Origin of the sequence: Nitrososphaera sp., assembly GCF_037447015.1 — an archaeon.
GTDB lineage: Archaea > Thermoproteota > Nitrososphaeria > Nitrososphaerales > Nitrososphaeraceae > Nitrososphaera.
This window is the reverse complement of record NZ_JBBIHK010000018.1, coordinates 17,107-35,476: the sequence shown is the minus strand read 5'-3', so window position 1 is coordinate 35,476 and position 18,370 is coordinate 17,107. Positions and strand designations below refer to the sequence as shown.

19 protein-coding genes are annotated in these 18,370 nt (G+C 57.1%); 2 read left to right on the top strand and 17 right to left on the bottom strand.

The window, feature by feature from the left end; translation table 11 throughout:
• From WKI84_RS07980 to WKI84_RS07930, 11 genes are all read right to left on the bottom strand, one after another.
• A partial coding sequence (locus WKI84_RS07980; RefSeq protein WP_337863011.1) for a hypothetical protein occupies positions 1 to 740 on the bottom strand: 740 nt, incomplete at its 3' end.
• A gap of 38 nt (positions 741 to 778) precedes the next feature.
• Positions 779 to 1,534 carry an ATPase domain-containing protein gene (locus WKI84_RS07975; protein WP_337863010.1) on the bottom strand — a complete coding sequence of 252 codons (756 nt, stop codon included), beginning with the start codon at positions 1,532 to 1,534 and terminating at the stop codon, positions 779 to 781.
• A 6-nt stretch (positions 1,535 to 1,540) separates the two neighbouring features.
• Positions 1,541 to 1,867: a hypothetical protein gene (locus WKI84_RS07970; protein WP_337863009.1), complete on the bottom strand. Its 327-nt coding sequence runs from the start codon at positions 1,865 to 1,867 to the stop codon at positions 1,541 to 1,543.
• Positions 1,864 to 2,148: a NitrOD5 domain-containing protein gene (locus WKI84_RS07965; RefSeq protein ID WP_337863008.1), complete on the bottom strand. Its 285-nt coding sequence runs from the start codon at positions 2,146 to 2,148 to the stop codon at positions 1,864 to 1,866. Before WKI84_RS07965 ends, WKI84_RS07970 begins: the two co-directional genes overlap by 4 nt.
• A 212-nt stretch (positions 2,149 to 2,360) precedes the next feature.
• Positions 2,361 to 3,863 (bottom strand): hypothetical protein, encoded by a 1,503-nt coding sequence (locus tag WKI84_RS07960; protein ID WP_337863007.1) that lies wholly within the window; start codon positions 3,861 to 3,863, stop codon positions 2,361 to 2,363.
• 38 nt (positions 3,864 to 3,901) lie between these two features.
• Positions 3,902 to 4,603 (bottom strand): ATPase domain-containing protein, encoded by a 702-nt coding sequence (locus WKI84_RS07955; RefSeq protein ID WP_337863017.1) that lies wholly within the window; start codon positions 4,601 to 4,603, stop codon positions 3,902 to 3,904.
• Between the two features lie 6 nt (positions 4,604 to 4,609).
• Complete coding sequence (locus WKI84_RS07950; protein ID WP_337863006.1) at positions 4,610 to 5,149, bottom strand: hypothetical protein; 540 nt, start codon at positions 5,147 to 5,149, stop codon at positions 4,610 to 4,612.
• A 46-nt stretch (positions 5,150 to 5,195) separates the two neighbouring features.
• Positions 5,196 to 5,651, bottom strand: a complete 456-nt coding sequence (locus WKI84_RS07945) for a hypothetical protein (RefSeq protein WP_337863016.1) — start codon at positions 5,649 to 5,651, stop codon at positions 5,196 to 5,198.
• A 7-nt stretch (positions 5,652 to 5,658) separates the two neighbouring features.
• A complete protein-coding gene (locus tag WKI84_RS07940; RefSeq protein WP_337863005.1) occupies positions 5,659 to 7,272 on the bottom strand; it encodes a hypothetical protein in 1,614 nt (537 codons plus the stop codon).
• A 95-nt stretch (positions 7,273 to 7,367) separates the two neighbouring features.
• Positions 7,368 to 8,057, bottom strand: a complete 690-nt coding sequence (locus WKI84_RS07935) for an archaellin/type IV pilin N-terminal domain-containing protein (protein WP_337863004.1) — start codon at positions 8,055 to 8,057, stop codon at positions 7,368 to 7,370.
• 388 nt (positions 8,058 to 8,445) lie between these two features.
• Positions 8,446 to 9,114, bottom strand: coding sequence for an archaellin/type IV pilin N-terminal domain-containing protein (locus WKI84_RS07930; protein ID WP_337863003.1), 669 nt, complete (start codon positions 9,112 to 9,114; stop codon positions 8,446 to 8,448).
• Positions 9,115 to 9,330: 216 nt separating this feature from the next.
• Between WKI84_RS07930 and WKI84_RS07925 the strand changes: the two genes are divergently transcribed.
• Positions 9,331 to 10,251 carry a helix-turn-helix domain-containing protein gene (locus tag WKI84_RS07925; RefSeq protein WP_337863002.1) on the top strand — a complete coding sequence of 307 codons (921 nt, stop codon included), beginning with the start codon at positions 9,331 to 9,333 and terminating at the stop codon, positions 10,249 to 10,251.
• A 150-nt stretch (positions 10,252 to 10,401) separates the two neighbouring features.
• On the top strand, positions 10,402 to 12,141 hold the full coding sequence (locus WKI84_RS07920; protein ID WP_337863001.1) for a type II/IV secretion system ATPase subunit: 1,740 nt from the start codon (positions 10,402 to 10,404) through the stop codon (positions 12,139 to 12,141).
• A 76-nt stretch (positions 12,142 to 12,217) separates the two neighbouring features.
• Here the strand turns inward: WKI84_RS07920 and WKI84_RS07915 are convergent, their stop codons facing one another.
• The 6 genes from WKI84_RS07915 to WKI84_RS07890 form a co-directional block, all read right to left on the bottom strand.
• Entirely contained in the window at positions 12,218 to 13,207 is a 990-nt protein-coding gene (locus WKI84_RS07915) for a CBS domain-containing protein (protein WP_337863000.1), read from the bottom strand.
• Positions 13,208 to 13,317: 110 nt separating this feature from the next.
• The gene (locus WKI84_RS07910) at positions 13,318 to 14,211 is read right to left on the bottom strand and encodes a protein-glutamate O-methyltransferase CheR (protein ID WP_337862999.1); all 894 of its coding nucleotides are present in this window, start codon (positions 14,209 to 14,211) and stop codon (positions 13,318 to 13,320) included.
• A gap of 2 nt (positions 14,212 to 14,213) precedes the next feature.
• Positions 14,214 to 14,732, bottom strand: coding sequence for a chemotaxis protein CheD (locus tag WKI84_RS07905; RefSeq protein ID WP_337862998.1), 519 nt, complete (start codon positions 14,730 to 14,732; stop codon positions 14,214 to 14,216).
• A gap of 40 nt (positions 14,733 to 14,772) precedes the next feature.
• On the bottom strand, positions 14,773 to 15,429 hold the full coding sequence (locus WKI84_RS07900) for a chemotaxis protein CheC (RefSeq protein WP_337862997.1): 657 nt from the start codon (positions 15,427 to 15,429) through the stop codon (positions 14,773 to 14,775).
• Positions 15,430 to 15,447: 18 nt separating this feature from the next.
• Positions 15,448 to 17,202, bottom strand: a complete 1,755-nt coding sequence (locus tag WKI84_RS07895) for a chemotaxis protein CheA (protein WP_337862996.1) — start codon at positions 17,200 to 17,202, stop codon at positions 15,448 to 15,450.
• Positions 17,199 to 18,341, bottom strand: coding sequence for a chemotaxis response regulator protein-glutamate methylesterase (locus WKI84_RS07890; RefSeq protein WP_337862995.1), 1,143 nt, complete (start codon positions 18,339 to 18,341; stop codon positions 17,199 to 17,201). The genes WKI84_RS07895 and WKI84_RS07890 overlap by 4 nt, the downstream gene beginning before the upstream one ends.
• Positions 18,342 to 18,370: the final 29 nt, after the last annotated feature.

Genomic DNA, 18,370 nt, shown 5'->3' with positions numbered 1-18,370 from the left:
CTCGCCCCCTGGATCCTTTCATAAGTAAAAGAGAGCTCGGAAAACGTCAGCAGCATGAACCCGATTATGAACCAGAACAGGATCTGGCTCCTGTTCTTTCTGTGTATGTTGACATAGACTGCCGTCGTGACTGCAAAAAAGATAAAGACATGAAGCTCGATGTACAGTGAAAAGAGGCTCCAGCCGTACTGGCTGCTGTAAAAGGGCACGAACAGGCCGTCCTGCACGGTCGAGATGTAGACTATGATGGACGCGGCGGTTATCATGATGGCCGCCACCAGTATGTACGCCTTGAACTCCATGCTGCCCTGTATGCTCCGGTCCGAGCGCAGGGTGCCAAGCAGGATAAAGATGGCCGCTGCAAACTCGCTTGTGACCCTGAACATCTCTGACGCGCCGACGTACGAGTCCACCGGCGCCACGCCGGCGCTTCCTACTCCCTCTCCCACGCCCACCCAGCCGGCGGTTATCGAGCTCCCTAGCATGCCGACTCCGAGCGTGAAAAAGCCGGCAGACATCCACAGCAGCCTGCGGCTGTTGGTGACATAGAACGCGTACGTTTCCTGGAAGAACACCATCAGGCTCATGGCCCCGGCTGCCAGGAAAAGCACGCTCCCTGCGTGGCGGTTCTCAAACTCGGCTGCGCTCTGCGCCGCAAGCAGTATGCCAGCCGACGGGGCGGCTATGCACAGCGCCAGGACGAGCGACTGCCAGTTTGAGCGTGTCTGCGAGGAGAGCATCTTGACGGCATCTATCCACCGTTCATCGGCTGCCGCAGCTAGATGCCGCCAAACGCCTTTGACATCCTGATAGCAAACGACTTGTGCGGGGCCCCGCTCAGCACGCCCTCCCACTGGTCGAACGAGCCGCCCACCTCTATGCCCTTTGGAGTTATCTTTAGTTCTCTGAGCGTCTTTTCGTGGTCGCTTCCGCGCATCTTCAGTATCGCAACTGCGCGCCGGATGGCAGACTCGATCTCCACGTATTTCAGGACGACCACTGTGTCTGCCAGAAAGCTGAGGCCGTGCTCGTAGGGCCCAAAGCCGTGCAGGCCGTCTGTCGTCTGCGCCTCATGCAGGAGCATCGACGTGGCGCCCTTGGTCTTCAGGTACCTGATGAGGGCGTATATCTCGTCCCTGACCGAGTCCTTGCGGGACAGCTCAAAGTAGCTTATCGAGTCTATCACTATCCTCTCTGCGCGCTCGGATGAAAAGTCGGTTATCATGTCAGGGTTCTGGACAAGGACGTCGGGCGACGTGGCCACGACCTTGAGCCTGTTCTCCTCTTCCAGTTTTTCAAGGTTCATGCCAAGCGTCTTGGCGTCTCTGTAGATCTGGTCGGGCATCTGCTCAAACGTGACGTACACGGCGTGCTCGCCGTACTTGGTGACGCCGTTGTACAGGAACTGGAGGGCCAGGTTGGTCTTGCCCGTGCCGGCGGCGCCGGTGACAAGGATGCAGTCGCCCTTCATGAACCCGCCGTTGAGCATGGCGTCAAATTCCATCACGCCTGTCGGAGCGCGGCCTCTCACCATCTCTGCTCAGGCACCTCCATCGCGCTGTTGCTGCCACCCAAGCATGCTCTCTATCTTCAGGTCGATCTCCTTGGCCCTCTTTCTGTCAAGCACGAGCACCGTCTCCTTGCCGGACGGGATCTTGACCAGGATGCCCAGGTCGATGAGCTTGCCGATGTCGTTTTCCACCTGCGACGCCGTCTGGCCTATCCTGCGGGCGACACCGTCCATCGTGTCTATCAGGTTCGGGTTCTTTTGGAACAGCTTCATCAGGTCGACGGTCGTGACCGACGACAGTATCGTGTTGATTATCTCCATTGACGATGATGACGATGATGAAGAAGACGAGCTCAAGCCGCCTTCACCTCCTGAAGCGCGTGGCGCTCAAAGTACCGTATGAACTCTGAATCGTGCGACGGGTTTGCGCTGCGGACCTGCCTGTATATCGAAAGCTCGAGCGAGCGGCTGTAGTCGCCAAAAAGGTTCTGCAGGAACTCGTGGAAGAGCTTGGGGTTCTTGTGTATTTCTTCTGGCTTGAGGCCAAATTTTTGCTCAATGTGAAACATTAGAACCTTTGACGTGTCGGGCCCAAAAACACTGAACGTGTCGATCACCGCGTCCATTATCTCCTTCATGGCACAATTTCGATCCCAGATTTAATATCCTCAAGCACGTCGAGCGATTTACATACATACACGCACGCATGCACGCATGCACGCATGCGTGTATGCATGCATGAACGACGCAGGCACATTTGTGTGTGCTCGTATGTGTGCGCGCGTTCATGCATAAAAAATAAAAAAGCCGCCGCGCGGCCACCGCCACATAAAAGAAACTTTTTTTGCAATCAGGAGCCCGGCACTGCGATGTCGCCAAACGGGTTGTCGCCAATGATGTCGCCAAACATCTGGGCCACGAACTGCTGCACGCCAAAAGACACGATGCCTCCTATTATCAGCAGCAGGCCGATGTTGAACCACACGGTCTTGAACATCCCTCCCTGCGAGATCTTGATGACAAGGCCGTTGATGCCCGCAAGCGCGATCACCATGGCAGGCAGGATTATGTTCATGGTCTCTGTCGGCACCGGCTGGATGACGCTTGCACCCACGGAGGCGTTGACGTTGCTGAATATGTCAGAGAAGAAGTTAAAGATGCCCTTCATGAAGCTCATGACTGCTATAGTCAGGACGTGCAGTATGAGCGCGGTCGACTCGAATGCCTTTGACACCTGCTGCCTCTTTTTCCGCAGGTCGTTGAGCTTGGTGGTCAGGTTGGCAAGGGTCTCCCCCACCTCTATCATGTTCCCGCCCTTGACCATCGATACAGAAACGACCTTGTTGCTGGCAGTGATGAGCTCGTTGCCCGTGTCGACCGAAAAGAGGTCAAAGGCGTCCTCCATAGTAACCCTGTTGAGCACCCTGTTGAGCATCGACCTTGCGTGCACGGACAGGCCGCCAAAGTCGCTCTTCATCACAGTCTTGAGGGCCTGTCCAAGCGAGCCCACGGTCGCGTATATCTCGGTCAGGTGGCGCATGAACGACGGGTAGGACTCGTCCAGCTTTTTGACCTTGCTCTCGACGCTCCTGGCGATAAAGCCGGGTATGATGAGCGGCCCGCCTATTGCGCTCACTACAAGCTCGGTCGGGACGCCGGGCACAAACATCAGCGCTACGCCGAGGCCGCCGGCGGCGGCGACGCAGGGGATGAAGAGCTTTTTGAACCTGTTCATGTGGTCGCCCCTTTCATGCATCAGCTTGTCCTTTGGGAATATCACGTACATCATCAGCGAGAAGGCGCCAAGGCCGGCAATGACTGCAAACACTATCATGACTATGGTCTGGCTGTCCCCGCCCCCTATCATGGACATCACCATCATCGCCGCTATCATGAACGACGCAGTAGACATCAGCGTCGAGTACATGCCAAGCAGCAGTTTCAGAGACTCCATGCTGCGCTCGTACGCCGCCGCGTACGCGCTCACCACTGCGGCCATCTCGCCTTTCATAAAGTCGTGCAGGCTGTCGCCCAGCCTTATGACCTGCTCCAGCTTCATGAGGAAGAGCTTGAACTCCTCGTTCTGAACCTGCGACGCCACTATGCCTGCGGCCGTTGCGATGCCGTACTGCCACCGCAGCCCCAGGTTGTGTATCTCCATGACAGTCTTTGAGTAAGTGCCATAGCCGACAGAGCCGGCGGTCTTTAGCAGGTTTGCAGGCGAGATCTCGGCAGTCGACAGGGCATAGAGGAAGGTGACAAAGTACACCAGCACGTCGTCCAGCGCGTTGGCCTTTCCGGAGGCTCCGGGGAGGAACGGCAGGAACTTTTTCAGGTCAAGGCCGGCGCTCATTTGTTTTTTGTCTCTCTCCCTCTTTTTTCTCTCTCGACTCACGCGTTTGCCATCGATATCGGCACTATCTTGATCCCAAAGTTCTGGTCGACTTCAAAGCTGAACTGCGACGTGACCTGAGACGAAGATCCTATGAGCTTGACCACTTCCATCACCTTGACGCTCCTGCCGCTCACAATCGCGTTCTGGATCTTCATGTAGCCGTCGCAGGTCGACCTGATGCGCAGCGCGACGTCCTGGCTGACGGCGCCGGGGTGCAGCGTCATCACTATCGACATACCGTTTGACACCAGGTACTTGCAGCGGGTGAAAAAGTCCATGACGATGTCGGCGTCTGAATGCATGCTCAGCACCGACAGCGAGTCGATGACTGCGACGTCGTATTTCTTGAGGTTGACGCTCATGTACCTGCTCACCACAGGCAGCAGGTACTTGGCCAGCTTTTCCGACCAGGTTATGCCGTCTGCCTGCACCTGCAGTATCGAAAGGCGGTTCTGCAGGAATGGGTGGCTGAAGTCGAACGTTATCTTTTTCATCTTGGTGATATAGTCCTTGATGTTGCTCTCCGTCGTGATGTAGAGCACCTTGCGCTTTGACTCGAGCATCCCCTTCATGAACTGGGCAGTGAGCGCGCTCTTGCCGGTGCCGTGCTCCCCCTCCATCAGGATGAGCGAGGGGAGCGGCAGACCACCGCCAAGCTGCCTGTCCACCTCTTCGTTGCTCGTAGAGACCGTGACCACCAATTTTTAAAAGGCGCCTCCCCTGGTTGCGACCACGCCGTTTGGCGTCGAGACTGCCACGTGCACCGACGGGTTTGACGAGTATATCGGGAGCTGCGGCTTGATCCTTATCGTGAACTGCTCGCCGGGGTTGACCACCTGCGGGTCGACGTACGGGTCGGTCGACGGGTCGAATGCGTGCAGCACCCACCGGCCGGCGGCCGGGGTGGAAGACGATATGCCGCCGTACGTCACCTCTTCTGTAGTCCTGACCCGCGAGTTTGTGACGTTGGCGTCGTAGGTTGCAATGACCGTAAATTTAGAGTACTCCCACAGCTTGGTGTTCCCGCCGTTTGTGATGTTGGCGCTTATGACAGTGTTGCCCGAGACGAGCGAGAGCGCCGTTATGTTTATCGACGTTTTGAGCGCGTCGTTGTCTGCTTCATACCGCCTGGTGGCTGCGCCGCTCACGCCTGCGCTCGTGTCCACAAGACCGGGAATCCCAAGTATCACGTATACCATCGCCATCAGCATTATGCCGCCGGCCAGCGCGTTGCTTATGCCCATCCTTCTGCGCCCACCCCCCTTCTCCTCTCTTTTTCTCCTCTAGGCGCTAGGTCGAGAACAGGTACTCGTCTGCCACGCCGTTTGGAGTCACTATCCTCACCACGTATGTGCTGCTTGCAGACAGGTTGGCGCTGTTTGTGATGTCTATCTGCACCGTGTCCTTTATCTGCCACTGGGTCACGCTTGCGCTGTAGACCCAGGTCGGGTTAGAGCCTGCATTGTACGGGATGCGCGTCGAAGAGCCCAGCTTGCCAAAGTACACGTCAAGCTTGTCCGTGTTTGTCACTGCGACGCTCCCGACGTTTTTGACCCACACCTTTACGGCAGGCGACGAGCTGCTGCCGGTCGCGTACACCACCTTTATCTTGGTCAGCATGATGTCTTTTTGCGCCTCGGCAGACACTGCAAAGGACGAGTTCAGGATGCCCATCTTGCCTATGACCATGCCCGAAAGCGACGTGGCCACTATGACTGAAGCGACCAGCAGTATCCCCTCGGTGATGCCTGCGCTAACCGTCTGCCTGTTCCCTCCTTCCGTACGCGTGGCCCAGGTGGTCGCCCCTTGATGCGGTGGCAGCAGCAGGAGTAGGAGCTGCTGTTGTTGTTGCGGCCATAACCTGCTGTTGTTGTTGCATGCGCCGGGCAGACTTGATCCTTGCCTGGAGCTTGGCGTATTCCAGATCGGCCTGCGCGTCCCGGATGCCCATGACCTGGCCCAGCCGGTACAGCTGGACCATCACCTCGTCTGGCGACATGTCAAAGTCCTTTAGCATGCTCACTACGTTGTACACCGCCGCCTCGTCCTCTGCCTTGAGGCCAAACTGCCTGTACTGCTCTATCAGCACTTCAAGCTCATCCGGCCCGATGTCGCGGAGCAGCTTTTCAAGGATGGACACCATCGACATGAGCTTGCCAAGAGTCAGGCTCCCGTGGAACATCTGGCTGCCGGCGTGGCCGTTCCCGTTCCCCCCGGATGCAGCTGCTGTTGCTGCTGTTGTTGTTTCCTCGCGCGGCCTGCCACCGTCTCTGCTGCCCGCTGCTGCAACTACCATCTGGGGCTCACCCTCCGCCGGTGGCAGTTGTTGCTGCGGCTGCATTTCTGGGGCAATGCCAGGCAGCAGATCCCGAAACGCAGCGCGAAGCTCTGCTTCAGAGAGCTGCAGCTGAGCAAGCTGCTGCTTCTCAGTACGTTCCCCCTCGTCGTCGTCACCTTCCCCCTCCTCTCCTTCCTGCCGTCTTCTTGTAGACGGCGGCCTTGCGGCCAGATTATCAATTTTCTTGTTGTTGTTGCTGTTGCCGTTGTTATTATCGCCGTCATTGTGATCTTGCAGCTTCTGTTGTTGCTGCTCAGCCCGTCTGGTTTCAGAGCCTTCAACGCTTGCAGCAGGCGCCATCGCCGGCTGCTCAGCCTTTGCTGCCGCAGGTTCTCCCATGTGCGGCAGCGGCTGCATCGGGTCGGACAGGTTCTTGATGTCCATCGTCTCAAAGTACCTGCGCATAAAGTTCAGCGGGTTCACCATCTCCGCCTGGAACGCCTTGAGGTCCGTAAGGGACGACTCGAACGACAGCGTGAGGTTCTCTATGTTTTCCTTGAGCGCGGTGATGTCCCCCTTGAACGACGCCACGTCGTTCTTCATGTTGGTCACGTCAGTGACCACCTCGCCCACCTTCTTGCCCACCATGTCCTCTATCATGGACACGGTTTCTTCCATGTTGATTGCCGCAGCAGGAGCAGGGGCAACGGCGGCAGCCGCCAGTTCAGGCTGCGTCAGTGCTGCTGCCGCAGGCGAGGCCTGCAGCTGCGACGCGGCAGGCTCTGATGCCGCGGCTGATGAGGGCGCTATCCCGGCCTGTTCGGCCTGCATGGCAGAAGACGCTCCAGAAGAGGAGGAGGAGGCTCTGCGCGTCAGCTTCAAGAGGCCAAGCACGTTCTTTAGGTGCGGCGGCAGGACGAACCCTGCTGCGCCTGCGAACGCGGGGATGAATATCACTATTTTGGAGCCAATGTTATCCGGTGTGATAGTAGCCAGGCTGGCAGGGTCAAGCCTGTCAAACCCGAGGTACTGTGGCATGGCGATGCTGCCGGCAAGGTACAGCCCCATGGTGGCCGAGGCGGATGCCATTGCGCGAAGCGCCGTGCCTGATATTTTCAATGACTTGAGAGGAGATGACTTTAAAAAAAGATGGGGTGGAGCGACCACTTCTTGGTCCACTCTCCTTAACCGAGGTTCAGCACTGTGTCAGTAATTGTCGGGACGTTCCTTATCACAGTCAGTGGCGCACCCGACGACAGGATGAGTTCTGCTGTCACCTGGTCAAGAGCTGCCGGCCTGTCTGCGTTCTTGTAGGCGACGGCGAGCACTGCCTGTTCACCAGCGTCTATGATGGAGTTGTTGTTCACGTTGGTCGTGAAGTAGATGAACGCGCCAGTTGCACTTGGGCCAGAACCTACACCGGGCTTTGCGCTGATGTAGGATGCAGTCACTGCTGCAGTCATTGCCGAGTCCATGTCTGTGTATGTGGAGCTTGCGAGCACGCCCTTGAAGATGTTGTCGTATGTCACGCTCTTGCTGAAGTACTTGACAGCCGTCTTTGACGACGTAATGTCGATTGACGAGCCGCCTGACGCCAGCTTGATCGGGATGGTGTATGCGTCTATCTTGGATGCCGTTGTGTTACCCTTTGCTGTGACTTGGCCTGCGATTTCGACGGCGCTTGATGCTTCACCAAGGCCGGACGTGATCGTGCTCTTTGCTTTCTGTGTTGTCGAGAATCCCATGTTTAGGACGACGAAGGACAGGGCCGCTGCAACAATTACGAATGCAATCAAAACTATTGCAGATTCGATGCCCACTACGCCGCGCCTAGTGCGTCTGTGTCTGTTGTCTGGAGTCTTTCTGACTTCCATGGCTAGCGTATAGGGGGTTGAATCTAAAACCTAGAGTATGTCCGCCATTATACTTAGCCGGCGCGCCGTCAAAGAGCGATATACGCCAGGCTGTATGTTTCTGCCCGACATGGCGCGCTTCTTTAACCGCGCCGTGATCATAGGCAGCAAGGTCTAAGCAACCAGCAACCCAAAAAAAGGCCCCGACCGGCCTTGTTCATATATACACACGAAAAAACGCACAAAGGCTTCGTATCCCTCTCTCGGTCGGGCCTTTTTCACTTTTCACGGTTTACTTGTGTGTGGCAGCAAAGAAGAAGAAAAAGAGACGTTTTACGCATGCACAAAGGCTTTTGTTGTTGCAGCACAAGCTTGTTCTGCCCGCTAGAAGAATACGCAGACTCCCTACCTAGTCGAGCCTGAGGACGGTGTCGGCCACGGGCGGTATGGCGCGCTCTACAGTCAGTGGAGCGCCGGACGTCGGGATTATTTCAAGCCTCGTCACGTCAAGCGCGGCCGGCCTTTCAGAGTCCTTGAACACCACCAGTACCATGGCCTGCTCGGCAGGGTCCAGGATGTTGTTGTTATTGGAGTTTGTGGCAAAGTAGATGATGGCCGCAGTCTTGGTAGGCCCTGCGCCTTCTCCCGGTTTTCGCAGGATCTTGTTTTCATCTCTGGCCTGCTGGATGGCGTCGTCCATCGACGCAAACGTGGTGTTGCTCATGATTCCCACATAGATGTTGTCGTACGACACGTTCTTGCTCGTGTACCTGACCACGGTCTTTTCCTTGGAGACGTCTATCGACGAGCCACCGGCGGCGAGCTTGACAGGTATAGTGTACGCGGCCACGCTCGAGCTTGTTAGGTTGCCCTTTGCCGTGGCTGCTCCTGCCACTTCAAGGCCAGAGCTTGCCTCCGACAGCCCGGCAGTTATCGTGGACTTGGCCTTTTCGGTGGTCTGGAACCCCGAATTTAGCACGACAAACGCTATTGCGGCGGCCACCACTACGAACGCGATCAGCACTATGGCAGACTCTATGCCGACTACGCCGCGCCGCACCGTCTTCTTCAACGGCAAAAGGTCGTCGCCAGTGTCTTAACTGCCAGCGCATGAAATATATTTTACAAACGTGTTGACAGAGTATCCCCTTCCAGGCAAAACGGCCAAAAACAGGCACAGGGGTTAGTCACCTGTCGTAAAAAGCCGCCCCATGAATTCATTGAGACAGCTTTTGTTTGTAGCTAATCTACTTACAAATTATTATATAATTTTCCTCTAGTTTCTCCTTCTAAGATGACATCCAGCACCAAAAAAGTCTTTGACGCCGACCTGGACTATTCCGAACTTGAAGACAGCATCTACGCGTCGGACAAGATGGATCACGCATTTGCGAAATACTTCCTTGCAGTGCAAAAGAAACTGCTGCCGGATCTGCAAAAGCTGGATCTCAGTCTGAACGAGGCAAGGATCTTGCTGTACCTGATGATCCGCAAGCACTCCACTGCCACCGAGGTTTCCAAATACACCGGCATCGGCCGCACAGAAACCTATCACTACCTTTCAAACCTCCTTTCAAAGGGGGTCGTCCTGTCCACGTTTGACAGGCCGCAGAAGTATTACGCGCTCCACTACACGGAGGCAGTCGACTGCCTTGTGCGCTCAAAGCAGAACGCGCTGCGCGCCGTGTCGGAGAACAAGGACGAGCACCAGAGCATGATAAACAGCATAGTCGACGGCATGGTGCTGCCGGAGGAGCAGGGCAAGGAAAGCTACCAGGTGCTGGTCGGCGAGGACCCGATTCACGCCAAGATCATCAAGATGCTGGCGTCTGCCAAGGCAGAGGTCTCGATGCTGCTCTCCGACAGATACTTGGTCAACCTCTATTACGCAGAGATAATCGACGCACTCATAGGGCTGCGCGGCAAGGGCGCCAAGGTCAACCTGCACACGTCGTGCCAGAAGGTGCCGCAGCTGCTCAGCGAGGACGTCGACGGCAACATGCAGAACACCGTCGGCCTGAAGGTGGTGGACGGAAAGAACACGCCTGTCGACTTTGTGATCGTAGACAACACTGAAATGATAATCCTGCTCGGCAGCCGCGCGCCGGCGCCTTCTGGCGGCAGCGGCAGCAAAAAGCAGGACTTTTCCGGCTTTTACACAAACAACCAGTCGCTGGTTGCGGCCTTCAAGTTCATGTTCAACAAGACATCCTGAACTTTTTGGCCGTCGCGACTGCACGTCCTCTTTCTTTTTCTCGTCTCCTCTCAATTGCTTCTCTCCCCTCTTCCCTCTTTCGTTGCGGATTTTACATACTAGTGGTTTTAACCGCTGGTTTTTCCTCTAATCACAGGTATCTCTCTTTCGATGGAATCGCAATCTCTAGCTCAAAAACCGGCGGCAGCTTCTTCTTCCCCTCCTCCTTCCAGCCCGACCAGTACTGCTGCTACTACTACCGTCCCCATAATCGACAAGAAACTGCTCGAGGCAGCCAGGAGGACTCCCCACCTGGCGGATTATTTGCAAAAGATCTCGGGCGCTGGGATACCCATGCCAGCCTATTACGAAAAGCTGGACGGTAGCCTCAAGAGCCTCAAGGTGCTCAACCTCGTCTACCCTGTCACCGACCAGATATACATCCACATCAACAGCATCGGCACCAGCGACGGCTATACCGAATACGCCATAATCGACCCGCCAGAGCCAAACATCACGCTCACGTCCAACATAGACAGGATCTTTGCCATAAGCTCCGCCGGCGCCGAGCCTGCAAGCGACTACCAGCAAAAGATGGTCTACCTGGACGAATTCCTGAAAAAGATATGTGCGCCCTCAAAGACAGAGGTCGACTATACCAAGCTGGACCCGAAGGTAAGGCCCATCCCCGTCTACGAGAAGGACTTTGCAAACCTCACATATCATTTCATCCGCAAGCGCGCCGGCCTTGGGCTGCTCGAGCCGTTCCTCACGGACCCGTACCTGGAGGACATCTCCATCATAGGGCAGGGCAACGTGTTCATCGTGCACAAGGTGTTTGGTTCCCTAAAGTCGCCGGTGTGGCTCACAAACGACGACATCGACAGTCTGGTCATCGGCATGTCAGAGCAGTTTGGCAAGACGGTCTCGCACGCAAAGCCCGTCATAGACGCCACGCTCCCGGAAGGCTCCAGGATCAACATCGTGTTTGGCAAGGACGTGAGCAGGAAGGGCACGAACGCGACCATAAGGCGGTTTGCGGCCGTTCCTCTCTCCATAACCCAGATCATCTCGTCAAAGACGCTCGACAGCAGGGAGGCGGCCTACATGTGGATGATGGTCAGCGAGGGCATGAGCTGCTTCATCAACGGCGAGACGGCTTCTGGCAAGACCACGACCATGATGGGCATCACGCTGTTCATACCGCCGACATGGAAGATAGTGACGATAGAGGACACTCCTGAAATTACGCTGCCGCACAACAACTGGATAAGCGAGGTCACCCGCGACACGGGAAGCGCGTCTTCAAGCGTCACCATGTTCGACCTGCTCAAGGCCGCTCTCAGGCAGAGGCCAAACTATATCCTTGTGGGCGAGATCAGGGGCGTAGAGGCCAACATTGCGTTTCAGGCCATGCAGACGGGCCACCCCGTCATCAGCACGTTCCACGCCGCGCAGATGTCCAGCCTCATCCAGAGGCTGACAGGCGAGCCCATGAAGATACCCAAGCCAAACGTGGAGAACCTGAACATCGCCCTCTTCCAGGCAGCCGTACAGGGCAAGGACGGCAGGCCCATCCGCAGGGTGCTCTCGATAAACGAGGTAGTCGGGTACAACGCCGGCGCCGACTCGGTCATGTTCATCCCCATCTTTACCTGGGACCCGTCCACCGACACGGTCACATTCAGGGGCAAGGGGAGCAGCAACCTGTTCGTCTCAAGGCTGCTGCTCAAAAGAGGCATGTCCAGAAAGGACGAGGGCCTCCTGTACGACGAGCTTGACATGCGCACGGCGTTTCTGGACACCCTCATCAGTAAAAAGATCTTTAACTATTACGAAGTCTACGACCACCTGGTCAAGACGAGGGAGCTTGGCCTGCCAAAGGCGCTTGAGAACCTGAAGAAGCTCTGAGAAGGTTGACCTGTTGCGTCGAATCAACATACAGGGGATGGCGGGATGACCTTCCTTCAAGTCTTTCAGGGTTGTTTCAGGACTGCTGTTTCCGGGCCTTGTTTATCGTGGGCTGATCCTGGCCGCCTGTTGTTGTCTCAAAGTCAGATATCGCCCTTATCACGTCGGTGGTGGTTATAATCCCCACCAGCTCGTCGTCAGAATTGACCACAGGCAGCCCGCTTATCTTGTTGCCCTTCATTATCATGGCAGCGTCTGCGACGTCTGAATAGTTGGTTATCGTTATCGGCAGGGATTTCATCACATCCTCTGCCAGAATTGTTGCGATCGAGCCGGATGGGATGTAGTGGAATGCCTCGCTACTACTACCACTATTCTTTTTTTCTTCTTTGTTGCGGCCCCGGATGGTCGTCTCGCCGTTAGGCTCGTGCAGGAGAGGGGTGACCAGCAAGAGGTCCCTTCCGGTGATAATGCCGACGGGCTTGTTGTGGGACACGACAACGACTCTGGAAATCCCCCAGTTTGCCATCAGCATCAGCACAGAGTGGACGGGCTCGTCGGGCCTGATGGTCTTGACCTCCCGCGTCATGTACTGCTCCACAGTCGCCCTTCCTGCAAAGTGCTTTGTGTACAGATCCAAAAGATCTGTTTTGGTAAAGATCCCAAACGTCTCGCCGTTTTCGTCGACCACGACAAGCGAGCTGATGCCGTGCTCTATCATCTTCCTGGCACATTCTGCCAGGCTTGTGTCTTTCTTGACCGATATTACCCTGCGTTCTGGAGGCAGGATCTCTGCCACGGCAATTTCATTCAATGGCTTGACCGTCTTGCCCGAATAAAGAAAACGCGAAACGTCTTTTTCTGTCAGGATTCCGACCGGCCTGCCCCCTCGGGCAAGCCCCGCCCCTCTGCCCCTTTCTTTTTCTTTCACTTCTTCTTCGGTCACTACAGCCCTGCTTATGCCATATTTTAACAGCGTGTTGCGCAGGTCCTGGAGCGTGTCGTTTGCGGCAAGCTTGATTGCAGGCCGGGCCACGTCGGCGGCGCAAGAGCGAATTTCAACCAAGTTGCAAGGTACGGTGCCGCCCGCCTTTTCTTAAACCTAGCGCGAAAAACTATTGAAAAAAAAGCGGCGCAGAGCAGAGCGGAGCATAAAACGGACGACCACTTCCCTCTTTACCCCTTTTTCCTGTATATCCGCTCTTTTGGCATCACAGCCTCAAAGAGGGTCGACGACTCGCCCATGACGGCCTCGGACTGGCCCAGCACAAAGTACCCGCCGCCTCTCAGGCTCCTGTGGAACTTGCTCAGTATGCTGTACTGCATGTCCTTGTCAAAGTAGATGAGCACGTTTCTGCAAAACACCGCGTCGAGCTGTTGCTGGGGCGGGCTCATGGTGGAGAGGTTTCCCGTGCCAAAGTCAACCATAGACTTTAACCTGTCAGAGACCCTGTACCTGCCGTCTGCAAGGCGCGTGAAATACTTTGACAGGAGGCTGTCAGGCAGGTTTGCAAGCTGGGTGGCGCCGTAAACCCCCTGCGCGGCGGCGCCTATGGCCTTTTCGCTCAGGTCGGTCGCAACAACCCTGCCCCGGAACCCCGCAAGGCTCTCGGCAGCCTCTGAAAACATGATTGCTATTGTGTAGGGCTCTTCGCCGGAAGCGCAGCCGGCGCTCCACACCCGGACTTCTCCCTTCTGCTGCCCTGCGCGCCGGTAAAGCTCTGGTATTATGCTGGAATAGAACGCGTTGTAAAAGTCGACGTCGCGAAAGAACTCGGTCACGTTTATCGAAAACGTGGCAAGGAGCGCGCCAAACTCGGCCGCGTCTTTTTCAAGGAGCTGGGCGTACTGCAGGTAGCCGGCCACGTTCCGCGCCTTCAGCCTTATGTCAAGCCGCCTTTTCACAAAGTTCTCCTTGTACTGCCGCAGGTCCACCCCCCTGCGCAGGGCCCTTTCCACGATAAGCCGGATCCCCTGCTCGTCTGAGGAAGACAGCGGCAATGATGATGATGAGGAGGATGAGGATGAGGATGCAGTGTTGGCAGCAAAGCGATGCGGTGTGGAGGGCATCGTCAGAGCACCTTTTCCTCCTTGCCGCGCCTGGTCACCCGCACCCGCCCCGAATCAATGTCAAACCTGACCCACCTCCCCTGGGTCTGCCCAACGTCTTCGCCGAGAACCTTGATGCCCATGCCCCGCAGGAGCTCTCTGACAGACTCGGCGTTTCTTGTACCTATGGCAAACATGTCTTCGCTGCCTTCGTGAGAGAATATCTTGGCGCCGCCGGCGATCTTGGCGACGAGCTTGGACGGCGAGGCGCCCTTGGCGGCCATCGCCCTGACCGCGTTTGCAAGCGCCAGGTCGGCGTACTTGGCGTTGTTTACAGAGGGCTGAGGAGTATTAATAGTAGTAGAAGCAGAAGCGTCCTTGCCGCTGTCCGGAAGCATAATGTGCGCCATGCTGCCCACCTTTGAGCAGGGGTCGTACAGGCAGAGCGCAACGCACGAGCCGACAAAGGTTGTCAGCACGGCCTGCCGGTTGTCAGTCACCTCTAGTTCGCCCATGCTCACGTTAATGTCCACCATACCCATGTGCTACTAATTGCCCCCTCTTCCGCTCTTGCCAGCGCAGCTACCGGGCGCTGCCGCTATTGCTGTCGTCGCCGTCTTCCTGCTGCTCTTCCTTTGCGTGGGCCAGCAGCTTCTTTATGTCGTCCAGCCCAAAGAACAGAAAGAGGTAGACCCGGGTGTTGCTCGAGACTGCGTGGAGCTCTACGCCTGCCAGTATGAGGCTGTTGGTCCGGACGGCAATCTCTGCAATCGGGTCTTCCAGTATGGCCCCAAGCGACTCGATGGCAAAGCCCGGCACCGAGCAGTCGATCTTGAACCCTGTCGAGTCAGAGATGGCGTTGAGGACAGAGCCGGCCAGGAGCATGTTGCCCACCTCGGCTATGGACGACCTGCCCATAGCGTCCAGCGGCCCGGGCGTCTCCTTGCCAAGCAGCTTTGACGCAAGTTTCAGGGCCTGCTCCTCGTGCATGAACATGAGCATCCCTATCGTTACGTCGCCGTCTGCCCGCAGGTAGATGGCGCACATCTCCTGGTTCATGAAGGGCAGCAGTATGCCGTCAATGTCCTGCAGGTGCATCAAGTTCATGCTGCGCACCGAGTACTCGACGTCCTCTCCGAGGATCATCGAGAACGCGGGCTTGGTCTTTTTCCCCATGTACGAGTTCAGCAGTTCCTTGAGCGTCTTCAGCTCGGTTTCGTCAAGTGTTGTTGTCATCATATGACTATCATTTCTCCTCTATAGCCTGGCAGGGTCCAGTATCAGCGCCACCTTGCCGTCGCCCAGGATCGTCGCCTCTGACGAGACGGAAGAGGATGACGACGATGATGATGACGAGGCCGATGTCGAACTGGTGTCCAGCCGTTTTACCACTATCTCCTGCTTGCTTTCAAACGCGTCCACTATGAGGCCGTACGGCCTGCCGTTCTTGTTGACTATGACCACTGTCAGGTATTCAAGCGACGCCTGCTGTTGCTGGTCCTGGCTGCCGCGCTGCGGGATGCCAAGCGCCTGGCCCGTCCTTGCAAGGGGCACCACCTGGCCGCGGAACATTATCACCTCCCGGCCATGCACTATCTTGATGTCCTTTACGTCGACGCGCATGGTCGATATCACGCTTGAGAGCGGGAGCACGTACTTTTCGTTGCCTATGGTTATCAGCAGCCCGCCGATTATGGCAAGGCTGAGCGGTATCATGAGCGTAAAGCGCGTGCCCTGGCCCTTCTTTGTCTCTATCTTGACCTGGCCCCCGACTGCCTCTATCTGGCTGAACACGACGTCCATGCCCACGCCCCTGCCAGAGATGTCGGTGACCTGCTTTGCAGTCGAAAGCCCGGGCGTGCCTATCAGGCTGAGGGCGTCCTCCTCGCTCATCGTGTCAGCTTCTTCCCTGGTTATCAGCCTCTTTTCCACGGCCTTGGCCTTTAGCCGCTCGACGTCTATGCCCCTGCCGTCGTCTTCCACGGTTATCATGACCCTGTCGCCCACCTTGGATGCCGCCAGCTTTATCGTCCCTGTCCGGGGCTTGCCGGCCTTTTCGCGCTCGTCCGGCGCTTCCTGCCCATGGTCGACTGCGTTTCGCAGCATGTGCAGGAGCGGGTCGGTGATCGCGTCAAGGACCGTCCTGTCAAGCTCGATCCCGAGGCCCTCCATCTCGAGCTTGACGTTCTTGCCCTGGCTTGCAGAGATGTCCCGTATCATCCGGGGAAACCTGTTGAATATCTGCTCCACAGGCACGAGCCGGAGCTTCATGGTCTGGTACTGCAGGTCCGAGACGAGCCTGCCCAAACTCATGAAGGTGTGGCGCACCCTGTTGTCGGCTGCGGTGGTCGCGCTGCCCAGCATCATCTGCTCAAGGCGCATCTTGGCTATCAAGAGCTCGCCCACGAGGTCCACAAGCGAGTCCAGGTCCTGCATCCTGACCCTGATTGTCTGAGGCAGGACAGCGTGTTGTTGTTGCTGCTGTTGCTGGTGCTGTTGGGGAACGGCGGCAGTAACAGCAGTCGCTGCTGCCTGCTCCTGGCCCTCTTGCGGCTGCTGCAGAAATGCAGCGTCCTCTGGCGCCGGCGCGTCCTTGCTGCCGTTGTTGTCGTCGTAGCTGCCTCCTCCTTGACTGGCTTCTGAGGCTTTTTGCAGCTCTGCCAGGTACTGGCCTATGTCTATCTTGAAGCCCTCGTCGCTAACCATCTGCTGCATGGCGTCAAAGCACTTGAACAGGTAGCTTGCAACTGCGGACGTCAGGGCCCGCTCGCCCTTGCGGAACCCGTCAAAGAGCTCCTCCACTGCCTTGCACAGCTGCTTTATCTGGTCATAGCCCATCGTGGCGGCCATGCCCTTGAGCGTGTGCGCCGACCTGAACGCCGCGTCCAGGTACTCCCTGTTGCCCGGCTCCTCTTCCAGCTTTAGCAGGGACTGGTTCAGGTTCTGGACGTGCTCGTTTGCCTCCTGCACGAAAAGGTCGCGGTATGCCGAATTGTCGTCGCCGCCACTCATCTCAGGCTTGCCACCATCCTCTCTATTTCGCCAGGTATCCTGTCGACAGGGAGCAGCCTGTCGACTGCGTCCATCTCTGCCGCGGCCTTGGCCATTCCAAACACGACTGACGAAGCCTCGTCCTGGCCTATCGTCCTGCCGCCGTTGCGCTTGATCATCTTCATCCCAAAGGCGCCGTCGTGGCCCATCCCGGTCAGCAGCACGCCCACCGTCCTGCTGCCGTACACCTGCGACGCCGAAACCATGCTCATGTTTATCGCAGGCCGCACGCCAAAGCGGCGTGGCGACTTGTTGAGCTCGACCGTGCGCGACGGCCTGACAAGCATGTGAAAGTCACCAGGAGACACGAGGGCAGAGCCCACAGCTATCTGGTCGCCGTCCCTTGCCTCCTTGACAGGTATCTTGGACCTGCCGTTTAGCCTCTCTGCAAAGCTCTTGGTAAAGCCTTCGGGCATGTGCTGCACGATGAGCACACCTGCAGGGAGGTCGGCAGGAAGACGGGACATTATCTCGCCCACGACTCCGGGGCCGCCGGTGGAGGCGCCTATGACCACTACAGCAGGCCATTCTTCTCCGCCTTCTCCTCCTGCTCCTCCCCGGGCATGGCTGCGCCTGGCCGCTGTTGAAGACGCATGGCCGAGCGAGGAAGCATGCGTCGCCCCCTGCCTTGCCCGCGTTGGGCGCAGGTGCTGTTTTGCCTGCGCCGCTATTTCGATCTTGGACGCAAGCGTCTCCTTGAGCGTGCGCATCTTTTCCGGGTCGTCCTGCGGGATCGGCACGAAATCTACGGCGCCCATCTCGAGCGCGTCGAACACGACGCTTGCCCCCTTTTGGCCATAGCTGCTGACAAGCACTATCGGGACAGGGTTTACCGGCATGACTTTTTCTATGAACGAGAGCCCGTCCATGTTTGGCATTTCAAGGTCCAAAAGCACCACGTCTGGCCTGCTCTTGCCGATCTTGCGCAGCGCGTCTGCCCCGTCGTTTGCGGTGTCGCAGACGTGGAGCCTGCCGCTTGACGATACCAGGTCGCCAAACAGGCTGCGCATGTAGGTCGAGTCGTTGACCACCATCACTTCGATCTTTTTGCTGCCCGCCGCTGCGGCTGTCGCTGTGGTGGTTGGCGATGGCGATGTCACTGCTTTTTCCCCTCCGGCCAGCATGGTTT

Coding starts and splice junctions, on each gene's coding strand:
- WKI84_RS07975 (WP_337863010.1), bottom strand. CDS start 1,534: ATGGTGAGAGGCCGCGCTCCGACAGGCGTGATGGAATTTGACGCCATG.
- WKI84_RS07965 (WP_337863008.1), bottom strand. CDS start 2,148: ATGAAGGAGATAATGGACGCGGTGATCGACACGTTCAGTGTTTTTGGG.
- WKI84_RS07960 (WP_337863007.1), bottom strand. CDS start 3,863: ATGAGCGCCGGCCTTGACCTGAAAAAGTTCCTGCCGTTCCTCCCCGGA.
- WKI84_RS07950 (WP_337863006.1), bottom strand. CDS start 5,149: ATGGGCATAAGCAACGCGCTGGCCGGCGGCATAATGCTGATGGCGATG.
- WKI84_RS07940 (WP_337863005.1), bottom strand. CDS start 7,272: ATGGCATCCGCCTCGGCCACCATGGGGCTGTACCTTGCCGGCAGCATC.
- WKI84_RS07935 (WP_337863004.1), bottom strand. CDS start 8,057: ATGGAAGTCAGAAAGACTCCAGACAACAGACACAGACGCACTAGGCGC.
- WKI84_RS07925 (WP_337863002.1), top strand. CDS start 9,331: ATGACATCCAGCACCAAAAAAGTCTTTGACGCCGACCTGGACTATTCC.
- WKI84_RS07920 (WP_337863001.1), top strand. CDS start 10,402: ATGGAATCGCAATCTCTAGCTCAAAAACCGGCGGCAGCTTCTTCTTCC.
- WKI84_RS07910 (WP_337862999.1), bottom strand. CDS start 14,211: ATGCCCTCCACACCGCATCGCTTTGCTGCCAACACTGCATCCTCATCC.
- WKI84_RS07905 (WP_337862998.1), bottom strand. CDS start 14,732: ATGGGTATGGTGGACATTAACGTGAGCATGGGCGAACTAGAGGTGACT.
- WKI84_RS07900 (WP_337862997.1), bottom strand. CDS start 15,429: ATGATGACAACAACACTTGACGAAACCGAGCTGAAGACGCTCAAGGAA.
- WKI84_RS07895 (WP_337862996.1), bottom strand. CDS start 17,202: ATGAGTGGCGGCGACGACAATTCGGCATACCGCGACCTTTTCGTGCAG.